The following is a 19,918-nucleotide window of genomic DNA, read 5'->3' as shown; positions in this document are numbered from 1 at the left end:
ACAGTATTTATTTTATGCGCGATTTGCTGAAATTTATTACTTACTTTCCTTATTGATTATATACTATGTTGTATGCAGGTTTTTTAATTTTCTTCTAATGTAATTCTTTTATTTTATATTGGTCAAATTATATTTCCATTATGTTAAAACCTAACCATATTACTTACTTAAGATTAGCTGATTCTGTTATTAATAATTTGAACTTACCTTATAAGTCTTATACCAGTTCAGATAAAGAGCTTTTTCAGAGTATCAATTCAGATGTTCCTTATGAGAGAATCTACTCTAACGACTTGGAAAAATTCTTTTTGGAAGATTTTGATGCAAGTAAAGAAGTTGAAGGTAAACAATCTCTTTTTAATTCTATTTTATACTTCTTGAGGAATGAAGATTTGATACATATTAATAAAAATAATATTACTCTGTCTTATAAAGGAATACTTAAAAACCTATACGGTTTCGAATATGATTATATAAAGGAAAAACAAGAAGCAGAGGAAGCCGGACAACAACGCAAGTTTGAAAATAAGATTCGCATTTTTAAAACTGTATGGCCAGTCATTACCTTTGTGAGTGGACTCATAATAACTTATTTCTTTACTAAATAATCCTACTGCACTAGATGCTCCTATAAAATACATAAGGATTCCAAAAAGTGCCAAAGCCATTAATTTCATATTTTATTCATTTAGCGCGTTATACTTCCGCACAGTTATTAATTCAGATTATCAGTCCAGTGTAACATTTGCGTACTGATTGTAATTCAGATGTTGATTGTTTTTTATTATCTTGGTTGAAAATATAATTAGATGCCTAATAAAAATCAGATTGAAATTTCTATAGATTTAATAAACCACTTTACAAATATTCTTGAAGACACTTCTAACACAAATGAGGATAGGATAGAATCTTTAAAAGCATTACATCGTGTGGTAAATGATTTAGGAAGAAATATGGACTATACTGATTTTACGGGTGAAATGGGCAGAAATAAAAACAATCACTTATTAGCTATTCCTCAGTCTATCATTTTAGCAAAAGACCTTGTTAAAAGGTTGAAAACAGAACTTTAATATTTTGCTAATACAAACTTATCTCTCCAAAATTTATTAGAGTTTAATTCCTCTACTATTCCTTTAAAGTGTTCTTCTTTAAATACAATCTTATCGTCTCCTACTTTAATGAACTCATATATAAGAGCTAAATATATTCTGTATTTAATTGTGTCTGAATTTCGTGTTGGTATTAATGGTCCTTTTGGGCGTTTTTCGTTTTCTATATCCTCTTCATCTAACTCATAATGTCCTATATGCCTACTTTTAGTAGATATCATCTCTTCTGTTAATTCTTCAGTAGAGATTTCAGCATATGCTTTCCTCATATCATCAGTAATCATATCTTCATTGTTATTTCAACAACTCTTTATATACCTTTCCACCGTATGAGTTAGTTACTTGCATACAACGTGTTTGTATAAGATTAGTTGCGTGTATAAGCACCTAATTTAGCAAATACAAACCGAATAGAAAATCCGAGAGGATTTTCGTAAGCAGGCAAGTACTAGCAATTAATTTTATACGGTGTTAGCCACTGGCTTTTTCCGTTATTTTATTAACTTTCACATAGAACCAAGGTGAAGACTCAAATCCGTTTTTCTCATCGTTCATATATTCCACCATTTCGGTCCATTTGTCATTTTCGTTAATCAGTCCGAATTCGTTTATTTCAATTCCGAACTTTTCGATTAAGTCACTTGCTAAATCGTGGCAATGAAAACTATGAAATTCACTACTATCTTCAATTCCGATTAAGTCGTAGCCTAAAGTCAGTTCGTCTTTGTTTTCTATTATTCCTTTTTTTAAATTTATTGAAAGTCCGATTTCGCCAAAACTTGTCTTTTCAGGATTGAATAAATTTAGTAATTCGGTTCTTTCTGATTCGGGAAAGTTAATACTCAATATTTCACTTTCTGCTTTTGGAAAAAACGAACTTTTATATTCGGTTAAGGTTTCTAAATCGGCAAATGTGCAAATCCATCCGATTTTATTTTCCTCCATTTTTTTGTCAGTCCAATTCTGTATTTCTTTAATCAGCTTTTCATTGAGATTAAAATCCGATTTAGTTTCTGCACTAACATTTTTTCCGTTTTCAGACCACGAAATCGACCAAGCGTCAAAAAAAGAATCGTTGATACAAGTGCTACAAGTATGCATTTTTTTTCCTTCGTAAGCTCCAAAATTGGAATCACGAAGTTTAATTAAATAATATGCTCCAATGTAGTATCTCAATGTTTTTTCAGCTTGTGGCTAACGTTAAGTGTAAGGATAGTTGCGTGATTAAGCCTCTAAAATAGTAAATATTAACGAACCAGGAGGAAAATCCGCTAGGATTTTCCGAGTAAGATAGAACCAAGCAATTATTTTTACACACTGTTGTGTACAGTGCTTTATATTTTTTATTCCATTTATCACACCGAGTGGTATCCGTTGTCAATATTGCTTTTTGCTTTAAACAGCACTTTTAGAGTCATGTTTTTATACGTAATAGGAGCAGAGCGGTAGTCCGTTACAGTTGCGCATTTAAGTTGTCAGAAAGCGATTGAGTGGTAGAACCGTTGCGCATTGCTCCGTTTTGCTATTTAATCCGTTTACAAACCGTTATTTTACGTAATAATTACGTGTTAATTTTTTTGATAAAAATTAATGCTTTAGAGTATTAGTTTTAGCGAATATGGTTTTTTTTTTGGAGCCGAGTGAGCCATTGTACACAACGGTCTTGTGTATGAGCAGTAGCGGATTTTACAACACTACTTTTCAGATTATCAATGTAATGAATTTCAAGTAATTTCCTTTGGGTTTAGACCTTAAATCGCTATTGCTTATACACCGTGTTGGCGGTAGTATTTATTTCTTTTTCAAGCTCATAACGTAGTCATAACTTTCGTTCAAATATTTCGAAACATTGTCCAAATCCTTTAACATTTCTTCGGAATTAGTATGTAACCTTTCATTTTTGCTCCATAGGATAGGAAGAATGTTGTATCAAGTTCTTGAATATATTTTTCTTGGATTTCTTTTGAAAATCGAATACCTATTTCTCCTGCTTTGTTTAATGCAGAAAACATATAACCATTCGCGGAAGTATAAGGCATTGTCTTTCCCAACCTTTCAAAACGAGGACATTTTGAAATTAACTCGTCATAGAGTTTTAGTTTTTCCTGCCAATTATCCATATCTTACTTTTTAATTTTTTTTAATGCTCCAAGATATTTATTCTTTACGCCATTATCTCGTTCTGCATCTGCCAATTTCTCAATTTTTGTCAAAAGCTTTGAATTATATTCAAGTTTCAATTTAAGGATTTCTCCCAATGCAAATGCACTTGCCCAACGCACAACTGTGCCATCAGACTTTGCATTTGACAATAGGTTTTTTATCGCATCTGATAAGTCGGCTGGGAATAATTTTGCAATGTTTCCGATAACTTTTGCACTTTCCCATTTTACTCCGGGTTCGTTTTCTTTTAAGGATTTTGTTACAAAAGTAAAAACAGTTTCATCTGCGATTTTTGGTTGTTTTTTAGTTGCATATTCTATAGCTTCAATACAACTGGCTTTAATTGGTTTTGGTTGTTTTTCTGAAAAAACCATTAGTTCATCAATGGGCAAAGTGCCTTCCAAGAGCCATTCTCCAATTTGCTTAACTTTAGCTTTGGCTTTAATGGTTTTGTCTGTAAAGATTTGTTCAAGTGTCATAAATTTTCTTTTTTTGCCAATTCCTGCATTTGTCCAACTGACCAATTGGTTGTTTAAACACTCCTCTCTTTTCTGACTATTCTTTTATTTATATTATGATTGTTCATATTACCGCCAACGTTGATGTGTATGATTAGTGGCGTGTTTAAGCACCTAATTTAGCAAATACAAACCGAATAGAAAATCCGCTAGGATTTTCGTAAGCAAGCTCGAACTAGCCATTAATTATACACGGTGTTAGCGGTAGTTTTTATGCAGCAAGAGCGTAATTTTTTTCGCCACCAGATTTTATTTTATCATTGGGGTCTGTTCCAAAACTATTTACAAATCGAATAATATTTTCTTTAATATCAATTTCCACTTGATAAAAATTTCCAGCTCTTAAAAACACTTCTTCACGAGTTTTCTTATCTATTGCAATTTTTAAATCGTCAATTCTATAACCAGCGAAATGACCATAACTTGGAAATGGTAAGTCGGACTGAATTTCAAACCTTTGACCTTTTTTAAATTTAGCTATCGATTTTAAACTTGCAGGTAATAGAATTGGTCGTAATTCCTCAATCTCTTCAATTGTTTTATCTTCTTTTGAAATCAATTTTTGATACTTTAATCTTGATTCAGTAGAATTAAAACCTATCAATTCATAATTTCCTCTATGAATTGTATTTGAGTTCTTTTCAATGATTGGTTGAGAAGATTTTATTGATTTTATAATCTCTTCTTTTTCGGTTTTATTAATAGCTTTTGAGTTATTTCGAATTGCTCTAACTAATTTCAAAAATACTGCATCGAAACCATCTGAAATAAATTTGATTTTTTTCGAATCATCTGTAGGCAGTACAACTTCATTGGATAAGTCAGCGTGTAATAAATCAGTTAATTCATCTCGGAATTTCACATTTTCTATATTTAATCGGAATTATTTTTTGCATTAATCCAGTACGTTTATTATCTAATGCTTTTTTTAACTCAAACTTTACCCAATCTGATTTTACAGAATTTGGTGAAAGTATTAAAACGAGATGTGAAGATGTATCAAGAGCGTTTTCCAATCTTGTAACTAAACTATCGCCCAAGTCAAGTTGGTCCTCATCGAACCAAGTTTCGATACTATTTTCTAATAAAGCATCTTTCAACATTCGTACGAATTTTTTATCTGTACTACTATGAGATATAAATACTTTCATTGGTTGATTGTTTTTTTTTAAATTACCGCTAACGTTAAGTGTAAGGATAGTTGCGTGATTAAGCCTCTAAAATAGTAAATATTAACGAACGGGAGGAAAATCCGTTAGGATTTTCCGAGTAAGAAGGAACCAAGCAATTATATTTACACACTGTTGTGTACAGTGCTTTATATTTTATATTCCATTTATCACAACGAATGGTATCCGTTCGCGACATTACATTTTACTTTAAACAGCGATTTTAGAATCATATATTTATCCGTAATAGGAGCAGAGCAGTAGTCGGCGACCGTCACGCATTTAAGTTGTCAGAAAGCGATTGAGTGGTAGAACCGTTGCGCATTGCTCCGTTTTGCTATTTAATCCGTTTACAAACCGTTATTTTACGTAATAATTACGTGTTAATTTTTTTGATAAAAATTAATGCTTTAGAGTATTAGTTTTAGCGAATTTGGTTTTTTTTTGGAGCCGAGTGAGCCATTGTACACAACGTTTTTGTATAAGATTAGTTGCGTGTTTTAAGCACCTAATTTAGGAAATAAACACCAGCTAGAAAATCCGCGAGGATTTTCGTAAGTAAGCGAGAACTAGCCATTAATTTTATACGGTGTTGTACACCGTTTTTCATTCATTTATTTCTATTCTATTATTTTTAAATATCCAAACTCCTATAACTATTGTCAAGGAATATATTAACACCCAAATAGTCTGTTCAGACCATCGTGTTACAAATCCATTATCTACTATGAAAAATGTAATCCAAACTGATAAAAAGGCATAAAGTGATAATATAATTTTCTCTGTCAAGTTCGAATATTTGCTTTTTATACTTCTTTTAATAAACCAAAAAATCACCATTGCAGGTATTGACGAAAGAAAACCAACAATTATCATTACAAATATTATTTCATAAGAATTCAATATACTGTTGAAACTAGAATTATTAATAATAGCACCTAAAACTAACGCTATTAAAAGCGGTGAAATTATTATTGTAAATAACCAAACTTTAATTATATATTTCATTTACTATTCAGTTGTTTCTTTTCCATAAACAAGATAAAATTCAGACACTTGTCTCACAGTTTCAGCGTCCATTTTTTCTTTCTTTTGGTCGATTTGTTTAACTAATTTAATTCCGTCGAAATAGTATTTACTATTCACAATTGTGTCAGTTCCAGTTTCATTAAATTCCACAATTCTCGCAAAAGTTAAACTGTCTTTCTTAAAGTAAAATTCATAATTCGCTGGCGATTGATTTGGTTGTCCTACTTCTGCGATTATTCTATAAATTTCTCCGTCTTTGTTAGTCAGTTCATAGATTGATATTCCACCAACAATTTCGCCATCCAAATCCTCCGTGTTAAATTCAGTAATCGATTCCGATAGATCTTTTCGATTCTCAATTTCGTTCACGTATTTTTCTATTTCAGCTAATGTTTTATCATTTCTACAGCTGATTAGAAATCCGAATATTAATAATATGTAAAATGCTTTTCTCAAATGGTGTACAACGGTTGTGTGTATGGCTTGTTGCGGAAAATCAGCTATGATTTTCCAACGTGGAACGAAGATAGCGAATAAGATTGAAATTCCGAGAGGAATTTCAGCCGCAATGAGCTATACACGTTGTTGTACACAGTTTTAATTCCCATGCATATTCCAATATTCAATTTTAAATTTAGTTACAATAGAATCCTGAGATATTTCAATTAAAAGTTTAGCGTCTTCAACAGGGTCAATATCCCACCCGTAATCGACTATTAATTCATATCCGATAGTATTTTTTTCTAAATTCGCATAGTTTTCGGGTTGTCCAATTAAATTTGTTAATTCTTTATAAGTCATTCCCTTTTGAATATAGTTTTTTATTAAGTCATCAACCATATTCAATCTGTTTTCTTCGACACCAATTCCGCTTTTATAATTGTCCCATTTTTCTTGATTGAATTTTTCTTTTTTATCGTCACAAGATGAAAAAAACATTATAATTAAGAATATGAAGTATAAATTAGATATTTTCATTTTGATGCTTATGAAATGCTTTGTTTAATTGTGTACAACGGTCTAGTATAAGAATAGTAGCGGATTTTGACGCACTAACTTTTCTGTTAAACACAGACCTTTTTATATTTACTTTCTTTTGTTTAAACGATTAAACCGCTATTATTTTTATACCGTGTTAGCTGCTGTTATATTATTTTTTCCACAATAATTCCTGTTAAAACAACCACTATCATAAAAGTTATCATTCCTAAAAAATAGCTCAAGATACCTTTCAAGTAATTCAATTTCTTTTTACCATCAAAAAACTGTCCTATTGCCCAAGCTGTATAAATTATGGCAATGTTGGCTCCATACTGCAAAACAGGATAATCAATAATCCCTTCAACAATACCGAACAATGCAAATATTAACATTGAAATTCCCATTGTGAAGCAGAGTAAAATGAATATCTCATAGTGATTATACTTGTATTTTCTAAAAAATAGTTTAATCCATATTGTTATGAAAACAGCCATTAAAATATTGGCATACCCATAATTTTTTGAAATCCAATTGAATATTTTTCCGATAATTCTATCATTCCAATGATCAAAATTCATATTTATATAACCGTCCTCAAATTCCAAGAACTGTTGAGCGATTGTATATATCACTGAACAGACTATTAAAAAAAGTATTGGTTTGACTAGTCTTTTTCTGTCTTCAAGAATAAATTCTTTAACAGCTTTACCAGGTCTCAATATTAATTCCTTAACGGTATAAAGTATTCCTTTGTCAAAGTTTAAAACACTTCCTATTTCGGTTGCAATGTATTTTCCGTCAATTCGTTTAAGTGAATTTGGATTACCACAAATCGGGCAATAATTTTGAGTTATTTCAATATTACATTTTTTACACAAACGCACAATTCTTATTTTAAATTACGTTCTTTTAAAAGGCTATCAATTTCGGATTTCTTGTATTCGTTCTTGTTTGACAATTTATAAACTGCATACAAAAGAATTATGCCAAAAAAGTAACTAAAGTTACCTGCTGTAATGCTGTAAATTAAAATACCTATCAAAACTCCAATTAAGGTTGCATCAATAATCCGGGTAGTTTTAATTTTTTTAGATTCCTTCAATAAATCCTCGTCAGTTAATTTGTTTAATTCTTTTTTGTTCATTCGTATTTCGGTTGTTCTAATTGCAGCTAACGTGATTGTGTATGATTTCGTTGCGTGGTTTAAGCATTAAAGTTAGCAAATAAATCACAGATAGAAAGTCCGCGAGGACTTTCGTAAGTAGGCTATAACTAGCAATGAATTATACACGGTGTTACCAACTGGCTTTATTATAGTTTAATCCAATTTAATTCGTTTTCCTTAATATTCTTTAAAAAATCAACGTTAATATTTTCCGCTGAATTCATTTTTCCGTTTTCTATTTTTATTCGCTCGTTTTGTAATTCGCGAGAAAATTGGTGATAAAAAACTCCGATTTCGTTTAGTTTGTTTTTCAGTCGTTTGTCAGTCAGAAATTCAATCCATTTTTTCGCTTCTTTGTTTTCCGCTTTTAATTCACTTGAGTTTTTTTTGGTATACTCTTTTCGTTTCTGTTCCGAAGCATTTCAATTCGGCGTTTTGAGAAGCGTTTTCTTTCGAGTTTTTTCTGTTCTTTTTTCCAATCAGGTTTAGATGAATCGTCCGAATATTTTTTTCCTAAAACAGAACCACAATCGCAATCTTTAGTTGTCGTTAAGAAAGTCTGAATTTCATTAGAATTTGGTATATCCAATTTATATTCTGCGTAATTCAGTCCGAATTCAGACGCAATTCCCTTGATTTCTGAAATGTTAGATTTCTCTTTTGTAACTAAAAAGTTGAATTGGCACATAATTTTCTTTCAGCTTGTTGGTAACGTGTTTGTATATGGTTTGTTGCGTGGTAAAGTAACAAATTTAGCAAGTACAAACCAAATAGAAAATCCGCAAGGATTTTCGTAAGTAGGCTAGAACTAGCAATGAATTATATACGGTGTTGGCAACTGGTTTTATTTTTCCGTTCCTTTAATTCGGATTTCGTTTGCTTTTTTTATGTTTTCAGGTGTTTTGCTAGTTAACTTAATTAAATTAATTACAGTATCTTTTTCAGACGTTTTTATTTTGTTCAGTTCAATTTTAAGAATAAAATTCTCGTCAACTGAATAGTCATTGTAATCTTGGTTGACAACATTTTCGTCAATTTGAAATATTATTGGGTTTGTGTCTAAAGTCAAATATTTACTCGTAAGTTCATTTAGGGATATAAAATTTGGTTTATAATCCGATTTCATTTCTATAAGAATTTTTCCAAAATATTCTTTACCATTTTTTTCAAAACTTTCTTTCTCAACTTTCATAGTTTCAATCTTATCAGGATTGATTGCTGAAATTGAATTTTCATTAAGAAAAATTCCGTTTACAAAAATTCCGACAGGTTTGTTTTTAGAATGAAACGTGTTTAAACTATCATTACAGATAACTTTTATTTCAGAGTTTTCTGAATAGTTCAGTTTCGCAGCAGATTTCTTTCCGATATTGTCTTGACTAAATGAATTAAAAGTCACGAACAATAATATTAGTGCAAAAATATTTTTCTTCATATCAGTTTGGTTTTTATAATTCAAATTTAAAGTGATTTTAGCTATTCCGAAACTAGTAATGAGTGAATAAGGTTCTTTATTGAGTAAACGATATTTAATGGTTAGTTAATCAGTTTCTTGGTTTGGTTAACTTGTTGCCAACGGTCTCGTATAACCGTCAGTTACGGGTTAATATGCGTTGCTTTTCGGTTTAGTACAGACGTTAGCAATTCCGCGTGGATTCGGACGTATTCGAATCCGCCGTAATTGCGGTTATACATTGTTGTACACAGTACTTTTTTTATTTTATCATTTCTTTCCATTTGTCAGATTCCGCAAACTCTTTTACAATTCGGTTTCTTTCAGTTAGTAATTCAGTCATATATTTTTTCAGAAACAGCTTGTCCGCTAACTTTCCTAAAATTCCAAAAGGCGATTTGTAATCAAAAAAGTCGGTCATCAAAGTTCCGCCATTCGATTCCGAAAAATGATGTTCGTGTTTAAATTCCGCAAACGCTCCTTTAACCATTTCATCCGCAAAGTATTTTGGTCGGTCATATTCCGTTATTTTGGAAGTCAGTTTTTGATAAATTCCAAAGTGCTTTGCTCGCCAAGTTACGCTTTCATTCATTCCAATTAATCCGCTTGTTTTTCCTGCGATTGCTTCTTCATTAGTTTGTTCAGTCGATATTTTATGCAAATCGATACTTCGTGACAAGTCAAACACGATATTTCTATCAGCTTTTATTTCAGTTTGAAGTTCGATTCTTGGCATTTTTGGGGTATTGTGTACAACGTGATTGTGTAAGGATAGTTGCGTGTGCAAGCAACTAACTCAATAAGAATGGAACGAACCGGAGGAAAATCCGAAGGATTTTCCGAGTAGGCAAGAACCAAGCAATTATTTTTACACGGTGTTGTAGCACGTTTTTATTTTTTTTATCCAGTTATTTTTGTTTTTGATAATGTCAATCGGTAATTCATTAATTTCTCTCTGTTCGATTTTTTCCAAACAAGCTGAATATATTGTTTCAGTTCCATTAATTTTCAGAATTTCATGTCGGTCAGGTTTTCCAAATTCCAATGTTATAAACGATGACCAAACTGCAACGCGATATTGATATTCCATAATAAATTCCGCAAAACTTTGAATTCCGTTTTCCTTTATTATTTCCTTTCCAAGTTCAACTCTTTCTTTGTATTCTTTTGAGTCCGATTTGCTAAAGTCAAAAGGATGTATTCCTAAAAAATAAAGGTTTTTACAGCCGAATAGAAAGTCCGTCGTTTTATTGTTCATTTAATGATTTTAAATACTTTCTGAATTTCAGCATTCTAATTCCAGTGAAAACCATAAAAACAATTCCAAAAACACAACCAAATAGACTAATAGTTTGCGGTGTTGGTCTTTTACTTCCTAATCGGTGAAATAAAATTGACACAATAAAAACTAAAAGTCCGATTATAAATGGTATCAATAAATTCCGCCAAGATTTTCTAATATTTTCTTCTGTCATTTTGGTTTTCTCAAATGTGGTACAACGGTTTTGTGTATGATTTGTGCGGCTGAGAATCCGCAGGATTTTCAGATGTAGCAAATCAGTTGTTTAAATATAAGATTTTTAATTGAAGTTAAAGAGTAAGCATGAATTATACACATTGTTGTACGTAGTTTTTTTATTTTTTAATTATTCCTAATGCTCTTGCTTGTTCGTGAAAAAGTTCAGTGTGTTTTTTTGCAAGTCTATTTAGAGATTCAGTGTTTTCAATCAAATTGTTTTGATTATTAACTACTTTATCAAGTATTTTATATGTCTCTTTGTTTTGTTCAAATGATTTATATAGATGGTCAATTGAAAAATTTAAGCGTTCCACTACTTTTTCAAGAAGTAACCGAATCTCTAAATCATTCATATCTTCAAACCTTTTGCTAATTTTCAAGTGATTTGAATTATTATTTGATTGGCTTTTCCATTCTTCAAAATTTATAACTTTCATATTGTTTATGGCTTAAAATCTATTTAACATAATCCATTAAATATTCAAATTCTGTTTTTGTCATTGTGAAATTATGATTAAAGTCATAATTATATTCCTCATTTAGAATTTTAGTGTATTTGTCATTTATTTTATTCAGAGAATCTTCTTTTGTTATAAAATCAAACACATAATTTTCATAAGGAAATTCTCCTTTGTTATTAATTCCACGTAATGCTGGTCCAGTCATCTTTTTGTCTAATTTGTGACAAGCAGCACAATTAATATTAAATATTTTTTTTCCTTCAGTTGCATTTTCGGATAAACTTGGTGAAACTGTTCCGCAAAAATTCTGTGGTATTTCAGTCGCACAACCTAGATAATTAGTTTCGCTTAAATTGTACAGAAAGTAAGAAATTCCGATTGTCAAAATCAAAAATCCGCTTGAGATTATCAAAATCCGATTCGTTAATTTTCTCATAGATTTTCTTGTGTAGTTCGATTTTCCAAAATTACGTACAACGGGTTTGTGTAAGGAACGTTGCGTGTTTGAGGCGAGAATTTTCCGCAGGAAAATCAGAGGTGGCTAACAAGCAACGACCAAACTGTGTAACTAAAATAAGCAATGTTTTTTTACACGGTGTTATATGCTGTTTTTTTATTTATCTGCTTATTCATATTCAAATTCACTTGATATTAAATTTTAATAAAAATATTTGTGTTTAATGTTAGAAATAATTAATATTGTGTTAGAAATAAATAACATAATTATGAAAGCAAGAAATTTCGCCATAGCAAAGTTTACTGCGGCAGCCATTATTTTGGGTTTAATGGGCTTTTGGATATTCAAGACAACTACGCCACTTAATGAATTGGCTTATGGCACCATTGGAGTCATGCTGATAATAGTCGGATTTGTAATATATTACGGAATTCAAGCACTTAAGGATGCTAAATCGGGACTAAACGCTGAAGATGAACTCTCAAAAAAAATTACTCAAAAGGCTGCTTCCATGGCTTTTAGTATTTCGATTTATATGTGGCTAATTGGTATGTTTGCACTCGATATATTTTCTGTCGATTCAGTAAATAAAGCCAAATTGGTAATAGCGATTGGCATGATGGGTATGACCCTGATTTTTATTTTTATTCGCTTGTACCTGTCAAAAGTAGGGGTGGATGACAACAAAGATTAAGGAACTCCGTGCCAAGGAGGGCTTGACACAGATTGAACTCGCTCAAAAAGTTGGAGTGCGCAGAGAAACTATTGTTTTTCTCGAGAAGGGAAAATATAATCCTTCCCTTAAATTGGCGTATGATATATCAAAGGTATTCAAAATGAGAATCGAAGATGTTTTTATTTTGGAATAATGGGAAAACAAAACCGAAGAGCTCTAATTGCATATAACGGTTTGTGTAAGGGTAGTTGCGTTGATAAGCCACTAAAATAGTAAACAAAACCGAACCGGAGGAAAAATCCGCAGGATTTTTCTGAGAAGCACAGCCCAAGCAATTACTTTTACACCTTGTTGTGTACAGTGCTTTATTTATTTTTTGCGATTAGCTTTGCCGTTAAGAAGGTCAGTCGTTCGCAACGTTGCGTTTTGCGTTAATCAGCAGTTTTAGAGTAATATTTTTATCCGCAATAGGAGTAAAGCAGTAGTCCGCGCAATAGTTGCGCACTGTTTTGTATATCCGTTTATAATCCGCTTTTTTATCCGCAAAAATCCGTTTAGTTGCGCACCCAATTACGTTTTACTTGCGTTAGAATTTATTGGACTTAAACCACTAAAATTTAATTAATTGGATTTTTTTTTCGGCCGAGTGAGCCATTGTACACAACGTTGATGTATATGGTTTGTTGCGTGGTAAAGTAACAAATTTAGCAAGTACAAACCAAATAGAAAATCCGAGAGGATTTTCGTAAGTAGGCTAGAACTAGCAATAAATTATATACGGTGTTACCACACGTTTTTCATTTATTTATCCCAACTTTTATCTCCTTTGTATTCCCACAGTTTTCTGTCAAACGGTTTTACAATCTCAACATCTTTTTCTCTATTTACTTCGCCGGATTTTATTCGCCATTCGAATGTTTGGACACCAGTATATTCTGTTATAAAATGAACTTCTGCGTGAGACCGAGATAAGTTCCGACAAAAGGTTTTCAAACTTATCTTTCCATTCGTTCCATTCATATTCCACAGATTTTAAATTTGCTCCGAAATGGATTATTCTTCCACCATAAGCAAAATTCGGACTCTCATTTGGGAAATCAGAATTGTCAGTTATTGAAAACATTTTTCTCACCAATGGTGGCCATTCAGATTTCGAAGGTAGTTTTTCAATTACTTTTTGATTATTAGCATTAATTCGGCTCTGTATTTCAGAATTCGGAAGTCCATAATCTAATTCCGTTATACAGCCATAAATTCGCGTAGCCATTCCCATAATCAGTCAATATTTTTATTTATGCGTAATGTTTTTCTCAAATGTGTGGTAACGGTTTGTGTAAGGGTAGTTGCGTTGATAAGCCACTAAAATAGTAAACAAAACCGAACCAGCAGGAAAAATCCGCAGGATTTTTCCGAGAAGCACAGCCCAAGCAATTACTTTTACACCTTGTTGTGTACAGTGCTTTATTTATTTTTTGCGATTAGCTTTGCCGTTAAGAAGGTCAGTCGTTCGCAACGTTGCGTTTTGCGTTAATCAGCAGTTTTAGAGTAATATTTTTATCCGCAATAGGAGTAGAGCAGTAGTCCGCGCAATAGTTGCGCACTGTTTTGTATATCCGTTTATAATCCGCTTTTTTATCCGCAAAAATCCGTTTAGTTGCGCACCCAATTACGTTTTACTTGCGTTAGAATTTATTGGACTTAAACCACTAAAATTTAATTAATTGGATTTTTTTTCCGGCCGAGTGAGCCATTGTACACAACGTGTAGTATATGAAAAGTAGGCGATTTCGAAGCACTAAAATTTCGGCTAAGCACAAAGTTTGATACGCGCCAAAAGCCTTGAATTTATTACTGTTTCGCCTATTTTTTATATACATTGTTAGCCACTGGGTTTTATTCAGTTTTCTCAAATACTAGCATTTCGTCAAATCCACTTCTCAAAGCCAAATCTTTTAATGTTACTATAAACCTTTCTAATTCACGACTTAAAATCGATTCATAATCTTCACTCATAGAATTGAAATCATTCGGCAATAGATTTTGAATTGCATAATTAATTCCTGCTAATATTGTCGGGAAGTCAATGAATACTAATTTATTCTCCTTAATTTCTGTTTCAAGATTTATAAATCTTGGTCGACCTGCATAATGAAATGATACACTTTTGGTTGAACGTCCTTTTTTTAGTTTTTCAAATTGAAGGTTTAAATCTGTATTCAGCTTTTTCGGAATAATAATTTTGATTAAACAATCTTCATATTTTGTTCCATCTTCTTCAAACCCGCCTTGTTCAATTAAATATCTACAAGTTGGTGAGATTAAATTCTCAAAATAAACAGAAGCTAAAGTTGAAGAAGGAAAGAAATTTACTGACGAATCTCTTTGGGTTCTGAATAAATCTCCAACTGTTGAAATTGCACTTATAAAACTATCAGGTTCTTTTTTTGAAAATCCGGCAAGTGAAATACCTTTAATGTCGGATAATATCTTTAGTTCTTTCTCAACAACAAAAGCACATTTAGACAACCCTAACCGCCCCATAAATATTCCTAACTCGAAAAGAACATTATCCCGTGATTGAAGCATTTCCTGTTCTCTAACAATTACTTTGTCATCAGTCGTCCCAAGTAGAATTCCAAAGTCATATTGTAAAGTTGCTTTGAGCAAATCGTGAAGGAAATTGTTATTTATCTTAAATACCGCTGTATCCCAAACAGTATCATTCCAAATAGTTACTTCAAATTCAGGCTCTAAAATTTTCTTAGCTGATTCAGCTAAACTTAATTCTTCTGAAGATGAACCAATGAATATTCGCTTTTTTCTCATATTACTACTGCTTTTTTAAGGTCTAACAGGATAGAGTCAATTTCCGACATAAGATTTCGTAGGCTATTTAGTTTACTGCTATCATTACGAAAGATGTATTCATTATCGTCAACCGATTTTAATTTATTTGAATGTTCTACATTTTCAGATAAACTCTTTAGCTGTAAGTATATGATTGGCACTAACTCATAAAAGTTTTTACTTGAATATTTATATGTTTCAATGTCGTAGCAAATAGCATTAAAATCAAAACTTGTGAGTTTAATTTCTTGGTCTGAATCGGCTTTAATATTCTTTAAAAACCGAATCATTTTTTTTAATCTTCCATTTGTTTCAGAACTTCTATCATTTATTCTTTTAATGCTCAAAAATGGATAATCTGGGTCGCCTTTTGAGTTTAATTCTTTATTGTAAACTTGAATACCACGGAAATCTGAATCTTTATCTCTCAACACGGCAGTAACATTATCATACCAATTCGCAATCACTATGTCTACATCTCTATTAAGGCTTTTGTTTGTGATTTTAATTGCTTTTGAATGTGATATGTCGCATATGTCATAAACAGGTACTAGCGTGCTTTCTGAATCTATTCGATTCTTTTTTAAATCATTTATTGCACTACCTGAATAACCTGCATTGTCGATTTCTCCCTGAAGTTTGTGAATTTGAGTATTGTTTAATTGATTTTTTAAGCTTTCTGTAGTTAGTACTGTCGTTATTGATTTGCGGTCAAAAGTGTAGAACTTGTCACATATAACTAGTAAATCAATATCACTAGTTCCTTTGATATGTGTATTAGTCATTACCGAACCTTGATATTTATAAACTACTTCTGTTAAATTTTCTTTTAGGTGGTTTTGAACTCTTTCTCCTGCTAATTTACTTTTTTGGGTGTATTCAGGTTCTACACCTTTCATCGCGTAACGGACATATTTTAATATATTGCTATATGAAATAGAAGATAATTCATCCGAAAAAGACTTTTTAACTGCAATATTTTCTCGGATTCGTTCTTGCTTGTATGTTTTCGATTAGTCTTCTATAGTCTTTCATATTTTCTTTTGTTCGTTGTTTGGTTTACCTTGTGGCTAACGGCTCCGTATAACCGTCAGTTACGGGTTTCAAGGTACGTTTTTTTCGGTTTTGTGAAATGTTTCTGTAGGAATTCAAATTCAATTAACCATCAAGCGCCGTAATTGCGGTTATACATTGTTGGCAACTGGCTTTATTTTTTTATTTAAGTTTTTCAATTCTGTTTTTTTGCTTTAACCACAGCAAGATTATTGATTATTCTCCATTCATTGTCCGTGTCCAACACAAGAGAGTTATATGAAATAAAATCATTTTCAGAACTTTCGATTCTCAACTTAACGGATGCTATTTTTCCGCTTCGGTCAAGTTCCGTTATTTCCATCTCTCTAGGAAGCCCTCCAAATATTCCTTTTTCAATTTTGTTTAGGTATTCTTTTTTGTCAATAATCATAACACCGTAAGTTCCCATAAATCCATTGTTTGTAACTCTGAAATCCTCGTGAAGCACTTTGTCCAAAAGTCCGACATCGCTATTATCTCCGCCTTTTACAAAGTCAATTATTGTTTGTTTTATTCTTTCGGTTTCATCCATTTCAGTTTTGGTTTGAGTTATTTCAGCTTGTTGCCAACGGTTTGGCTATGGTTTGTTGCGGGAAATGTCCAACGGACTTTTCTGCGTGAACCAAAGATAGCAAAAGTGCAGGAATTTTCCAGCGGAAAATTCCGCCGCAATGAATTATAGCCGGTGTTGTAAATAGTTGTTTTATTTGTCACGGTTTTTTGTTTGATTTTTTTCCGTCCGAGTAGAGTCCGACTTCGATTTTTTCCGCACAGTTTATAATTCTGATTTTACACGTCCGAGTGAAGTCCGACTGCGCAATACTCCTAACAGTTTGTAATTCCGACTGCGAGTTGCTCCGTTTTGCTTATAGTTCCGATTTCCAGTTTTTGTTGACTTTAGGTCATTCGTCTTAAAAAACATATTCTAAAAACTCCGTAAATGAGATTTTTTTGTACGTCGCTGGGCAATTATTTACAACGGTTACGTATAAGAATAGTGCGGTTTTGTGTGTGAGGATTTTCCGAAGGAAAATCGGAAGCTAACAAAAGCGAACTAACCTTTGATTAAGCACTAAACTAAGCATTATTTTTATACAATGTTACCACACGTTTTTATTTGTTCAGTCAAAAGTCAGTCGCACTTAATAGTAGTGTTTTGTTTTAATCAGAATTATTAAACTTTCAGCACTACTCATTTTTTTTGGATTTCTTGGTGGTATTTAAAGAGTCAATATCTTTTTGGATTAAAAATGAATTATGCAATTTGGATTCTTCCAATTCCTTTTTCTGTTCTGATTGAAAGTGTTTTATTATTCCAACACGTTCTATGAAATCATAAAAACCATAAACACCTCCAAAAATGGAAATAACAAACAAAAAACCAAAAGTTTTTACTTTAAATTTCGAGAATTTTAAATCATATTTCAGTTTACTATCAACCATCCACCTTTTGTTTATTCCGTCATTTTTAAGAAACTCTTGTATTTTTGACTTATCAAATTTTATGTTTCTTAAAGTAAAGTTAGAGTCCAATATTAAAGTTACTAACGATTTCCTTTCGAGGTATTCACATATAAATAAAGCCCTTTCTTTAGATATTTTATCTTTTTCAAAGAAATGGTTAACTACACTTTTAAAAGCGTGTGTTTTTTCGTGAGTTAACAAATCTTCTAAGAACAAGTCCGCTACTTTAGATTCTTTCTCGGTTAAGGCTTTGTTCATCGGTTTTTTTTTAATGTGTGGTAACGTGTTTGTGTATGGCTCGTTGCGGAAAATCAGCTATGATTTTCCGCCGTAACCGAAAGATAGCAAATTGCAATGAATTCCGATTAGGAATTCAGCCGCAATGAGCTATACACGTTGTTGTACAACGTTTTTTAATTTCGGTTTCCATTTTTTCAATTCTGCTAACATTTCATTTTTAGTATCTTCTAAATGTTTTTTGTCGGGATTTAATTTATCTAACTCATCATAATATTCAACAAAAAGCCCGTGAATATTTTCAAATCCGACGCTATCATAACAATATTTGTCTGATTCAGAGTAAAAATCATAGCAAGAAAAAGCATCATTTTTAATTTCGGAAACTCCTTTTATAATATCCTTTTTATTGGTCAAAATTTCGTTTATTATTCCGCTTGAATAGAGTAGTGCTGCTTTTCTTTTTGTTGGAATTTCAATATTCAATTCTTCGATTGTCCATTTTAGATATTTTCTCAATTCAGATATTTCGTCAGTTCTTTTCATTGCTGCTAAATTTCCAAGGTATTTTGAGTCATAACCGTCTAAAAGTCCAGCAATAGCAAATTCAGGATATTCCTTTTCAGATAGATATCCGCAAACATATTTTCCTAAATATTGATTAAATTTCATTGGTTTCACAAATGTTGTACAACGGTTCGTGTAAGGTAAGTACGGGTTAGTGTGCGGGGATTTTCCGTAGGAAAATCCGAAGCAAGCTAACACGAACTGCCTTTAGGTTAAGCCATAAAAGTAGTATTTATTTTACACATTGTTAGCCCACGTTATTTTATTTTTCTCCATATGGCTTTGCAGCTCCGCAGAGTTTTGTTTTACGTGCTACTATTGATTTTATCTTTTGTGCGTTACGATTTGCCGTTTGCTATATAAATCCGCCGCAAGAGTTGCGTTTTACTGATGTCAGAAAAGGATTGAGTATGATATTTTATTTCACATACAGTTTTGCCGAAACGTTAAAGAGTCCGTCGCAACAGTGTCGCGTTGTGTTTTATCCGAAATAGGTTGAGTGAGCACATGAGAAGTGTTGTTTTTTTATTTTTAAACCACTTTTAAGCAACTTTAGAATTTTTTTTCGAGCCGAGTAGGCATGTGGGCTAACGGTTCGTGTAAGGTAAGTACGGGTTAGTGTGCGGGGATTTTCCGTAGGAAAATCCGAAGCAAGCTAACACGAACAGCCTTTAGGTTAAGCCATAAAAGTAGTATTTATTTTACACATTGTTACCAACCGTTCTTGTAATTTACCCAGTTAGCCGTTTCGTATATCAATCCGCCGCAAAGATTGCGCATTGCTTTTGTCAGACCGAAATCAGTTTTTATGTATTTGATTAGCCGTAATGTAAATCAGTCCGCCTTAAGAGTTGCGCCAGGCTTAAATCCGTTTTTATTATAGCGTAGGAGTGAGGTTTGTCCGACGTAAGATTTACACTCTTATTTGCCGAGAATGTTATTGTAAAATTTTATCCGGTAACTTTAGTGGTTTTTATCCTTAGAGATTGTTTAAGAAGTGTTTTTTTTTAGAGCCGAGTGGCATGG

At 32.1% G+C, this 19,918-nt stretch carries 28 protein-coding genes; 4 read left to right on the top strand and 24 right to left on the bottom strand.

The genetic code is table 11. The features are described 5' to 3' along the window. The first annotated feature begins 140 nt into the window (after positions 1-140). The gene (locus tag N7U66_RS04740) at positions 141-608 is read left to right on the top strand and encodes a hypothetical protein (RefSeq protein ID WP_267677538.1); all 468 of its coding nucleotides are present in this window, start codon (positions 141-143) and stop codon (positions 606-608) included. Between the two features lie 201 nt (positions 609-809). Beyond that, positions 810-1,073 (top strand): hypothetical protein, encoded by a 264-nt coding sequence (locus N7U66_RS04735; RefSeq protein WP_267677537.1) that lies wholly within the window; start codon positions 810-812, stop codon positions 1,071-1,073. On the opposite strand, the gene N7U66_RS04730 is transcribed toward N7U66_RS04735, so the two are convergent. The 18 genes from N7U66_RS04730 to N7U66_RS04645 all read right to left on the bottom strand — a co-directional run bounded on the left by N7U66_RS04730 (position 1,070) and on the right by N7U66_RS04645 (position 12,006). Continuing rightward, positions 1,070-1,396, bottom strand: a complete 327-nt coding sequence (locus tag N7U66_RS04730) for a hypothetical protein (protein ID WP_267677536.1) — start codon at positions 1,394-1,396, stop codon at positions 1,070-1,072. The genes N7U66_RS04735 and N7U66_RS04730 overlap by 4 nt on opposite strands. Before the next feature lie 187 nt (positions 1,397-1,583). Then, on the bottom strand, positions 1,584-2,288 hold the full coding sequence (locus tag N7U66_RS04725; protein ID WP_267677535.1) for a hypothetical protein: 705 nt from the start codon (positions 2,286-2,288) through the stop codon (positions 1,584-1,586). Positions 2,289-2,974: 686 nt separating this feature from the next. After that, positions 2,975-3,232 carry a hypothetical protein gene (locus tag N7U66_RS04720; protein ID WP_267677534.1) on the bottom strand — a complete coding sequence of 86 codons (258 nt, stop codon included), beginning with the start codon at positions 3,230-3,232 and terminating at the stop codon, positions 2,975-2,977. Positions 3,233-3,235: 3 nt separating this feature from the next. After that, positions 3,236-3,754 (bottom strand): HEAT repeat domain-containing protein, encoded by a 519-nt coding sequence (locus N7U66_RS04715; protein ID WP_267677533.1) that lies wholly within the window; start codon positions 3,752-3,754, stop codon positions 3,236-3,238. Positions 3,755-4,004: 250 nt separating this feature from the next. Then, complete coding sequence (locus N7U66_RS04710; protein ID WP_267677532.1) at positions 4,005-4,655, bottom strand: hypothetical protein; 651 nt, start codon at positions 4,653-4,655, stop codon at positions 4,005-4,007. Then, entirely contained in the window at positions 4,639-4,944 is a 306-nt protein-coding gene (locus tag N7U66_RS04705) for a toll/interleukin-1 receptor domain-containing protein (protein WP_267677531.1), read from the bottom strand. Before N7U66_RS04705 ends, N7U66_RS04710 begins: the two co-directional genes overlap by 17 nt. Before the next feature lie 624 nt (positions 4,945-5,568). After that, on the bottom strand, positions 5,569-5,970 hold the full coding sequence (locus N7U66_RS04700) for a hypothetical protein (RefSeq protein ID WP_267677530.1): 402 nt from the start codon (positions 5,968-5,970) through the stop codon (positions 5,569-5,571). A 3-nt stretch (positions 5,971-5,973) separates the two neighbouring features. Next, on the bottom strand, positions 5,974-6,447 hold the full coding sequence (locus N7U66_RS04695) for a hypothetical protein (RefSeq protein WP_267677529.1): 474 nt from the start codon (positions 6,445-6,447) through the stop codon (positions 5,974-5,976). 141 nt (positions 6,448-6,588) lie between these two features. Next, positions 6,589-6,969, bottom strand: coding sequence for a hypothetical protein (locus N7U66_RS04690; RefSeq protein ID WP_267676740.1), 381 nt, complete (start codon positions 6,967-6,969; stop codon positions 6,589-6,591). Between the two features lie 167 nt (positions 6,970-7,136). Further along, positions 7,137-7,856, bottom strand: coding sequence for a DUF3667 domain-containing protein (locus N7U66_RS04685; RefSeq protein WP_267676747.1), 720 nt, complete (start codon positions 7,854-7,856; stop codon positions 7,137-7,139). A 5-nt stretch (positions 7,857-7,861) separates the two neighbouring features. Further along, positions 7,862-8,116: an FUSC family protein gene (locus N7U66_RS04680; protein WP_267677528.1), complete on the bottom strand. Its 255-nt coding sequence runs from the start codon at positions 8,114-8,116 to the stop codon at positions 7,862-7,864. Positions 8,117-8,504: 388 nt separating this feature from the next. Continuing rightward, positions 8,505-8,825: a hypothetical protein gene (locus N7U66_RS04675; protein ID WP_267677527.1), complete on the bottom strand. Its 321-nt coding sequence runs from the start codon at positions 8,823-8,825 to the stop codon at positions 8,505-8,507. 156 nt (positions 8,826-8,981) lie between these two features. Further along, complete coding sequence (locus tag N7U66_RS04670; protein ID WP_267677526.1) at positions 8,982-9,572, bottom strand: hypothetical protein; 591 nt, start codon at positions 9,570-9,572, stop codon at positions 8,982-8,984. Positions 9,573-9,852: 280 nt separating this feature from the next. Then, positions 9,853-10,326, bottom strand: coding sequence for an SRPBCC family protein (locus N7U66_RS04665; protein ID WP_267677501.1), 474 nt, complete (start codon positions 10,324-10,326; stop codon positions 9,853-9,855). A 132-nt stretch (positions 10,327-10,458) separates the two neighbouring features. After that, entirely contained in the window at positions 10,459-10,848 is a 390-nt protein-coding gene (locus tag N7U66_RS04660; RefSeq protein ID WP_267677525.1) for a hypothetical protein, read from the bottom strand. Further along, positions 10,838-11,065, bottom strand: a complete 228-nt coding sequence (locus tag N7U66_RS04655) for a hypothetical protein (protein WP_267677524.1) — start codon at positions 11,063-11,065, stop codon at positions 10,838-10,840. The genes N7U66_RS04660 and N7U66_RS04655 overlap by 11 nt, the downstream gene beginning before the upstream one ends. A gap of 160 nt (positions 11,066-11,225) precedes the next feature. Continuing rightward, positions 11,226-11,546, bottom strand: coding sequence for a hypothetical protein (locus tag N7U66_RS04650; protein ID WP_267677523.1), 321 nt, complete (start codon positions 11,544-11,546; stop codon positions 11,226-11,228). A 19-nt stretch (positions 11,547-11,565) separates the two neighbouring features. Next, on the bottom strand, positions 11,566-12,006 hold the full coding sequence (locus tag N7U66_RS04645; protein ID WP_267677522.1) for a c-type cytochrome: 441 nt from the start codon (positions 12,004-12,006) through the stop codon (positions 11,566-11,568). Between the two features lie 289 nt (positions 12,007-12,295). On the opposite strand from N7U66_RS04645, the gene N7U66_RS04640 reads away from it, so the two are divergent. Further along, complete coding sequence (locus N7U66_RS04640) at positions 12,296-12,721, top strand: hypothetical protein (protein WP_267677521.1); 426 nt, start codon at positions 12,296-12,298, stop codon at positions 12,719-12,721. Next, positions 12,705-12,896, top strand: coding sequence for a helix-turn-helix transcriptional regulator (locus N7U66_RS04635; protein ID WP_267677520.1), 192 nt, complete (start codon positions 12,705-12,707; stop codon positions 12,894-12,896). The genes N7U66_RS04640 and N7U66_RS04635 overlap by 17 nt, the downstream gene beginning before the upstream one ends. Positions 12,897-13,583: 687 nt before the next feature. On the opposite strand, the gene N7U66_RS04630 is transcribed toward N7U66_RS04635, so the two are convergent. From N7U66_RS04630 to N7U66_RS04605, 6 genes are all read right to left on the bottom strand, one after another. After that, positions 13,584-13,976, bottom strand: coding sequence for a hypothetical protein (locus N7U66_RS04630; RefSeq protein ID WP_267677519.1), 393 nt, complete (start codon positions 13,974-13,976; stop codon positions 13,584-13,586). 620 nt (positions 13,977-14,596) lie between these two features. Then, a complete protein-coding gene (cap12, locus tag N7U66_RS04625) occupies positions 14,597-15,529 on the bottom strand; it encodes a CBASS system CD-NTase-associated NAD(+) hydrolase Cap12 (RefSeq protein ID WP_267677518.1) in 933 nt (310 codons plus the stop codon). After that, the gene (locus N7U66_RS04620) at positions 15,526-16,449 is read right to left on the bottom strand and encodes a nucleotidyltransferase family protein (RefSeq protein ID WP_267677517.1); all 924 of its coding nucleotides are present in this window, start codon (positions 16,447-16,449) and stop codon (positions 15,526-15,528) included. The genes cap12 and N7U66_RS04620 overlap by 4 nt, the downstream gene beginning before the upstream one ends. Positions 16,450-16,778: 329 nt before the next feature. Then, entirely contained in the window at positions 16,779-17,156 is a 378-nt protein-coding gene (locus tag N7U66_RS04615) for a nuclear transport factor 2 family protein (RefSeq protein WP_267677516.1), read from the bottom strand. A gap of 656 nt (positions 17,157-17,812) precedes the next feature. Further along, the gene (locus tag N7U66_RS04610) at positions 17,813-18,346 is read right to left on the bottom strand and encodes a hypothetical protein (protein ID WP_267677515.1); all 534 of its coding nucleotides are present in this window, start codon (positions 18,344-18,346) and stop codon (positions 17,813-17,815) included. A gap of 129 nt (positions 18,347-18,475) precedes the next feature. Next, entirely contained in the window at positions 18,476-18,997 is a 522-nt protein-coding gene (locus tag N7U66_RS04605; RefSeq protein WP_267677514.1) for a hypothetical protein, read from the bottom strand. Positions 18,998-19,918: the final 921 nt, after the last annotated feature.

Origin of the sequence: Lacinutrix neustonica (genome assembly GCF_026625145.1) — a bacterium.
GTDB classification, from domain to species: domain Bacteria; phylum Bacteroidota; class Bacteroidia; order Flavobacteriales; family Flavobacteriaceae; genus Lacinutrix; species Lacinutrix neustonica.
This window is presented reverse-complemented; position numbering and strand designations above follow the sequence as displayed.

What these genes read in the sequence shown, in the direction of transcription:
- N7U66_RS04740 (WP_267677538.1), top strand. Translation starts at nt 141, where the DNA reads ATGTTAAAACCTAACCATATTACTTACTTAAGATTAGCTGATTCTGTT.
- N7U66_RS04735 (WP_267677537.1), top strand. Translation starts at nt 810, where the DNA reads ATGCCTAATAAAAATCAGATTGAAATTTCTATAGATTTAATAAACCAC.
- N7U66_RS04730 (WP_267677536.1), bottom strand. Translation starts at nt 1,396, where the DNA reads ATGATTACTGATGATATGAGGAAAGCATATGCTGAAATCTCTACTGAA.
- N7U66_RS04720 (WP_267677534.1), bottom strand. Translation starts at nt 3,232, where the DNA reads ATGGATAATTGGCAGGAAAAACTAAAACTCTATGACGAGTTAATTTCA.
- N7U66_RS04715 (WP_267677533.1), bottom strand. Translation starts at nt 3,754, where the DNA reads ATGACACTTGAACAAATCTTTACAGACAAAACCATTAAAGCCAAAGCT.
- N7U66_RS04705 (WP_267677531.1), bottom strand. Translation starts at nt 4,944, where the DNA reads ATGAAAGTATTTATATCTCATAGTAGTACAGATAAAAAATTCGTACGA.
- N7U66_RS04700 (WP_267677530.1), bottom strand. Translation starts at nt 5,970, where the DNA reads ATGAAATATATAATTAAAGTTTGGTTATTTACAATAATAATTTCACCG.
- N7U66_RS04690 (WP_267676740.1), bottom strand. Translation starts at nt 6,969, where the DNA reads ATGAAAATATCTAATTTATACTTCATATTCTTAATTATAATGTTTTTT.
- N7U66_RS04680 (WP_267677528.1), bottom strand. Translation starts at nt 8,116, where the DNA reads ATGAACAAAAAAGAATTAAACAAATTAACTGACGAGGATTTATTGAAG.
- N7U66_RS04675 (WP_267677527.1), bottom strand. Translation starts at nt 8,825, where the DNA reads ATGTGCCAATTCAACTTTTTAGTTACAAAAGAGAAATCTAACATTTCA.
- N7U66_RS04670 (WP_267677526.1), bottom strand. Translation starts at nt 9,572, where the DNA reads ATGAAGAAAAATATTTTTGCACTAATATTATTGTTCGTGACTTTTAAT.
- N7U66_RS04665 (WP_267677501.1), bottom strand. Translation starts at nt 10,326, where the DNA reads ATGCCAAGAATCGAACTTCAAACTGAAATAAAAGCTGATAGAAATATC.
- N7U66_RS04660 (WP_267677525.1), bottom strand. Translation starts at nt 10,848, where the DNA reads ATGAACAATAAAACGACGGACTTTCTATTCGGCTGTAAAAACCTTTAT.
- N7U66_RS04655 (WP_267677524.1), bottom strand. Translation starts at nt 11,065, where the DNA reads ATGACAGAAGAAAATATTAGAAAATCTTGGCGGAATTTATTGATACCA.
- N7U66_RS04650 (WP_267677523.1), bottom strand. Translation starts at nt 11,546, where the DNA reads ATGAAAGTTATAAATTTTGAAGAATGGAAAAGCCAATCAAATAATAAT.
- N7U66_RS04645 (WP_267677522.1), bottom strand. Translation starts at nt 12,006, where the DNA reads ATGAGAAAATTAACGAATCGGATTTTGATAATCTCAAGCGGATTTTTG.
- N7U66_RS04640 (WP_267677521.1), top strand. Translation starts at nt 12,296, where the DNA reads ATGAAAGCAAGAAATTTCGCCATAGCAAAGTTTACTGCGGCAGCCATT.
- N7U66_RS04635 (WP_267677520.1), top strand. Translation starts at nt 12,705, where the DNA reads ATGACAACAAAGATTAAGGAACTCCGTGCCAAGGAGGGCTTGACACAG.
- N7U66_RS04630 (WP_267677519.1), bottom strand. Translation starts at nt 13,976, where the DNA reads ATGGGAATGGCTACGCGAATTTATGGCTGTATAACGGAATTAGATTAT.
- cap12 (WP_267677518.1), bottom strand. Translation starts at nt 15,529, where the DNA reads ATGAGAAAAAAGCGAATATTCATTGGTTCATCTTCAGAAGAATTAAGT.
- N7U66_RS04620 (WP_267677517.1), bottom strand. Translation starts at nt 16,449, where the DNA reads ATGAAAGGTGTAGAACCTGAATACACCCAAAAAAGTAAATTAGCAGGA.
- N7U66_RS04615 (WP_267677516.1), bottom strand. Translation starts at nt 17,156, where the DNA reads ATGGATGAAACCGAAAGAATAAAACAAACAATAATTGACTTTGTAAAA.
- N7U66_RS04610 (WP_267677515.1), bottom strand. Translation starts at nt 18,346, where the DNA reads ATGAACAAAGCCTTAACCGAGAAAGAATCTAAAGTAGCGGACTTGTTC.
- N7U66_RS04605 (WP_267677514.1), bottom strand. Translation starts at nt 18,997, where the DNA reads ATGAAATTTAATCAATATTTAGGAAAATATGTTTGCGGATATCTATCT.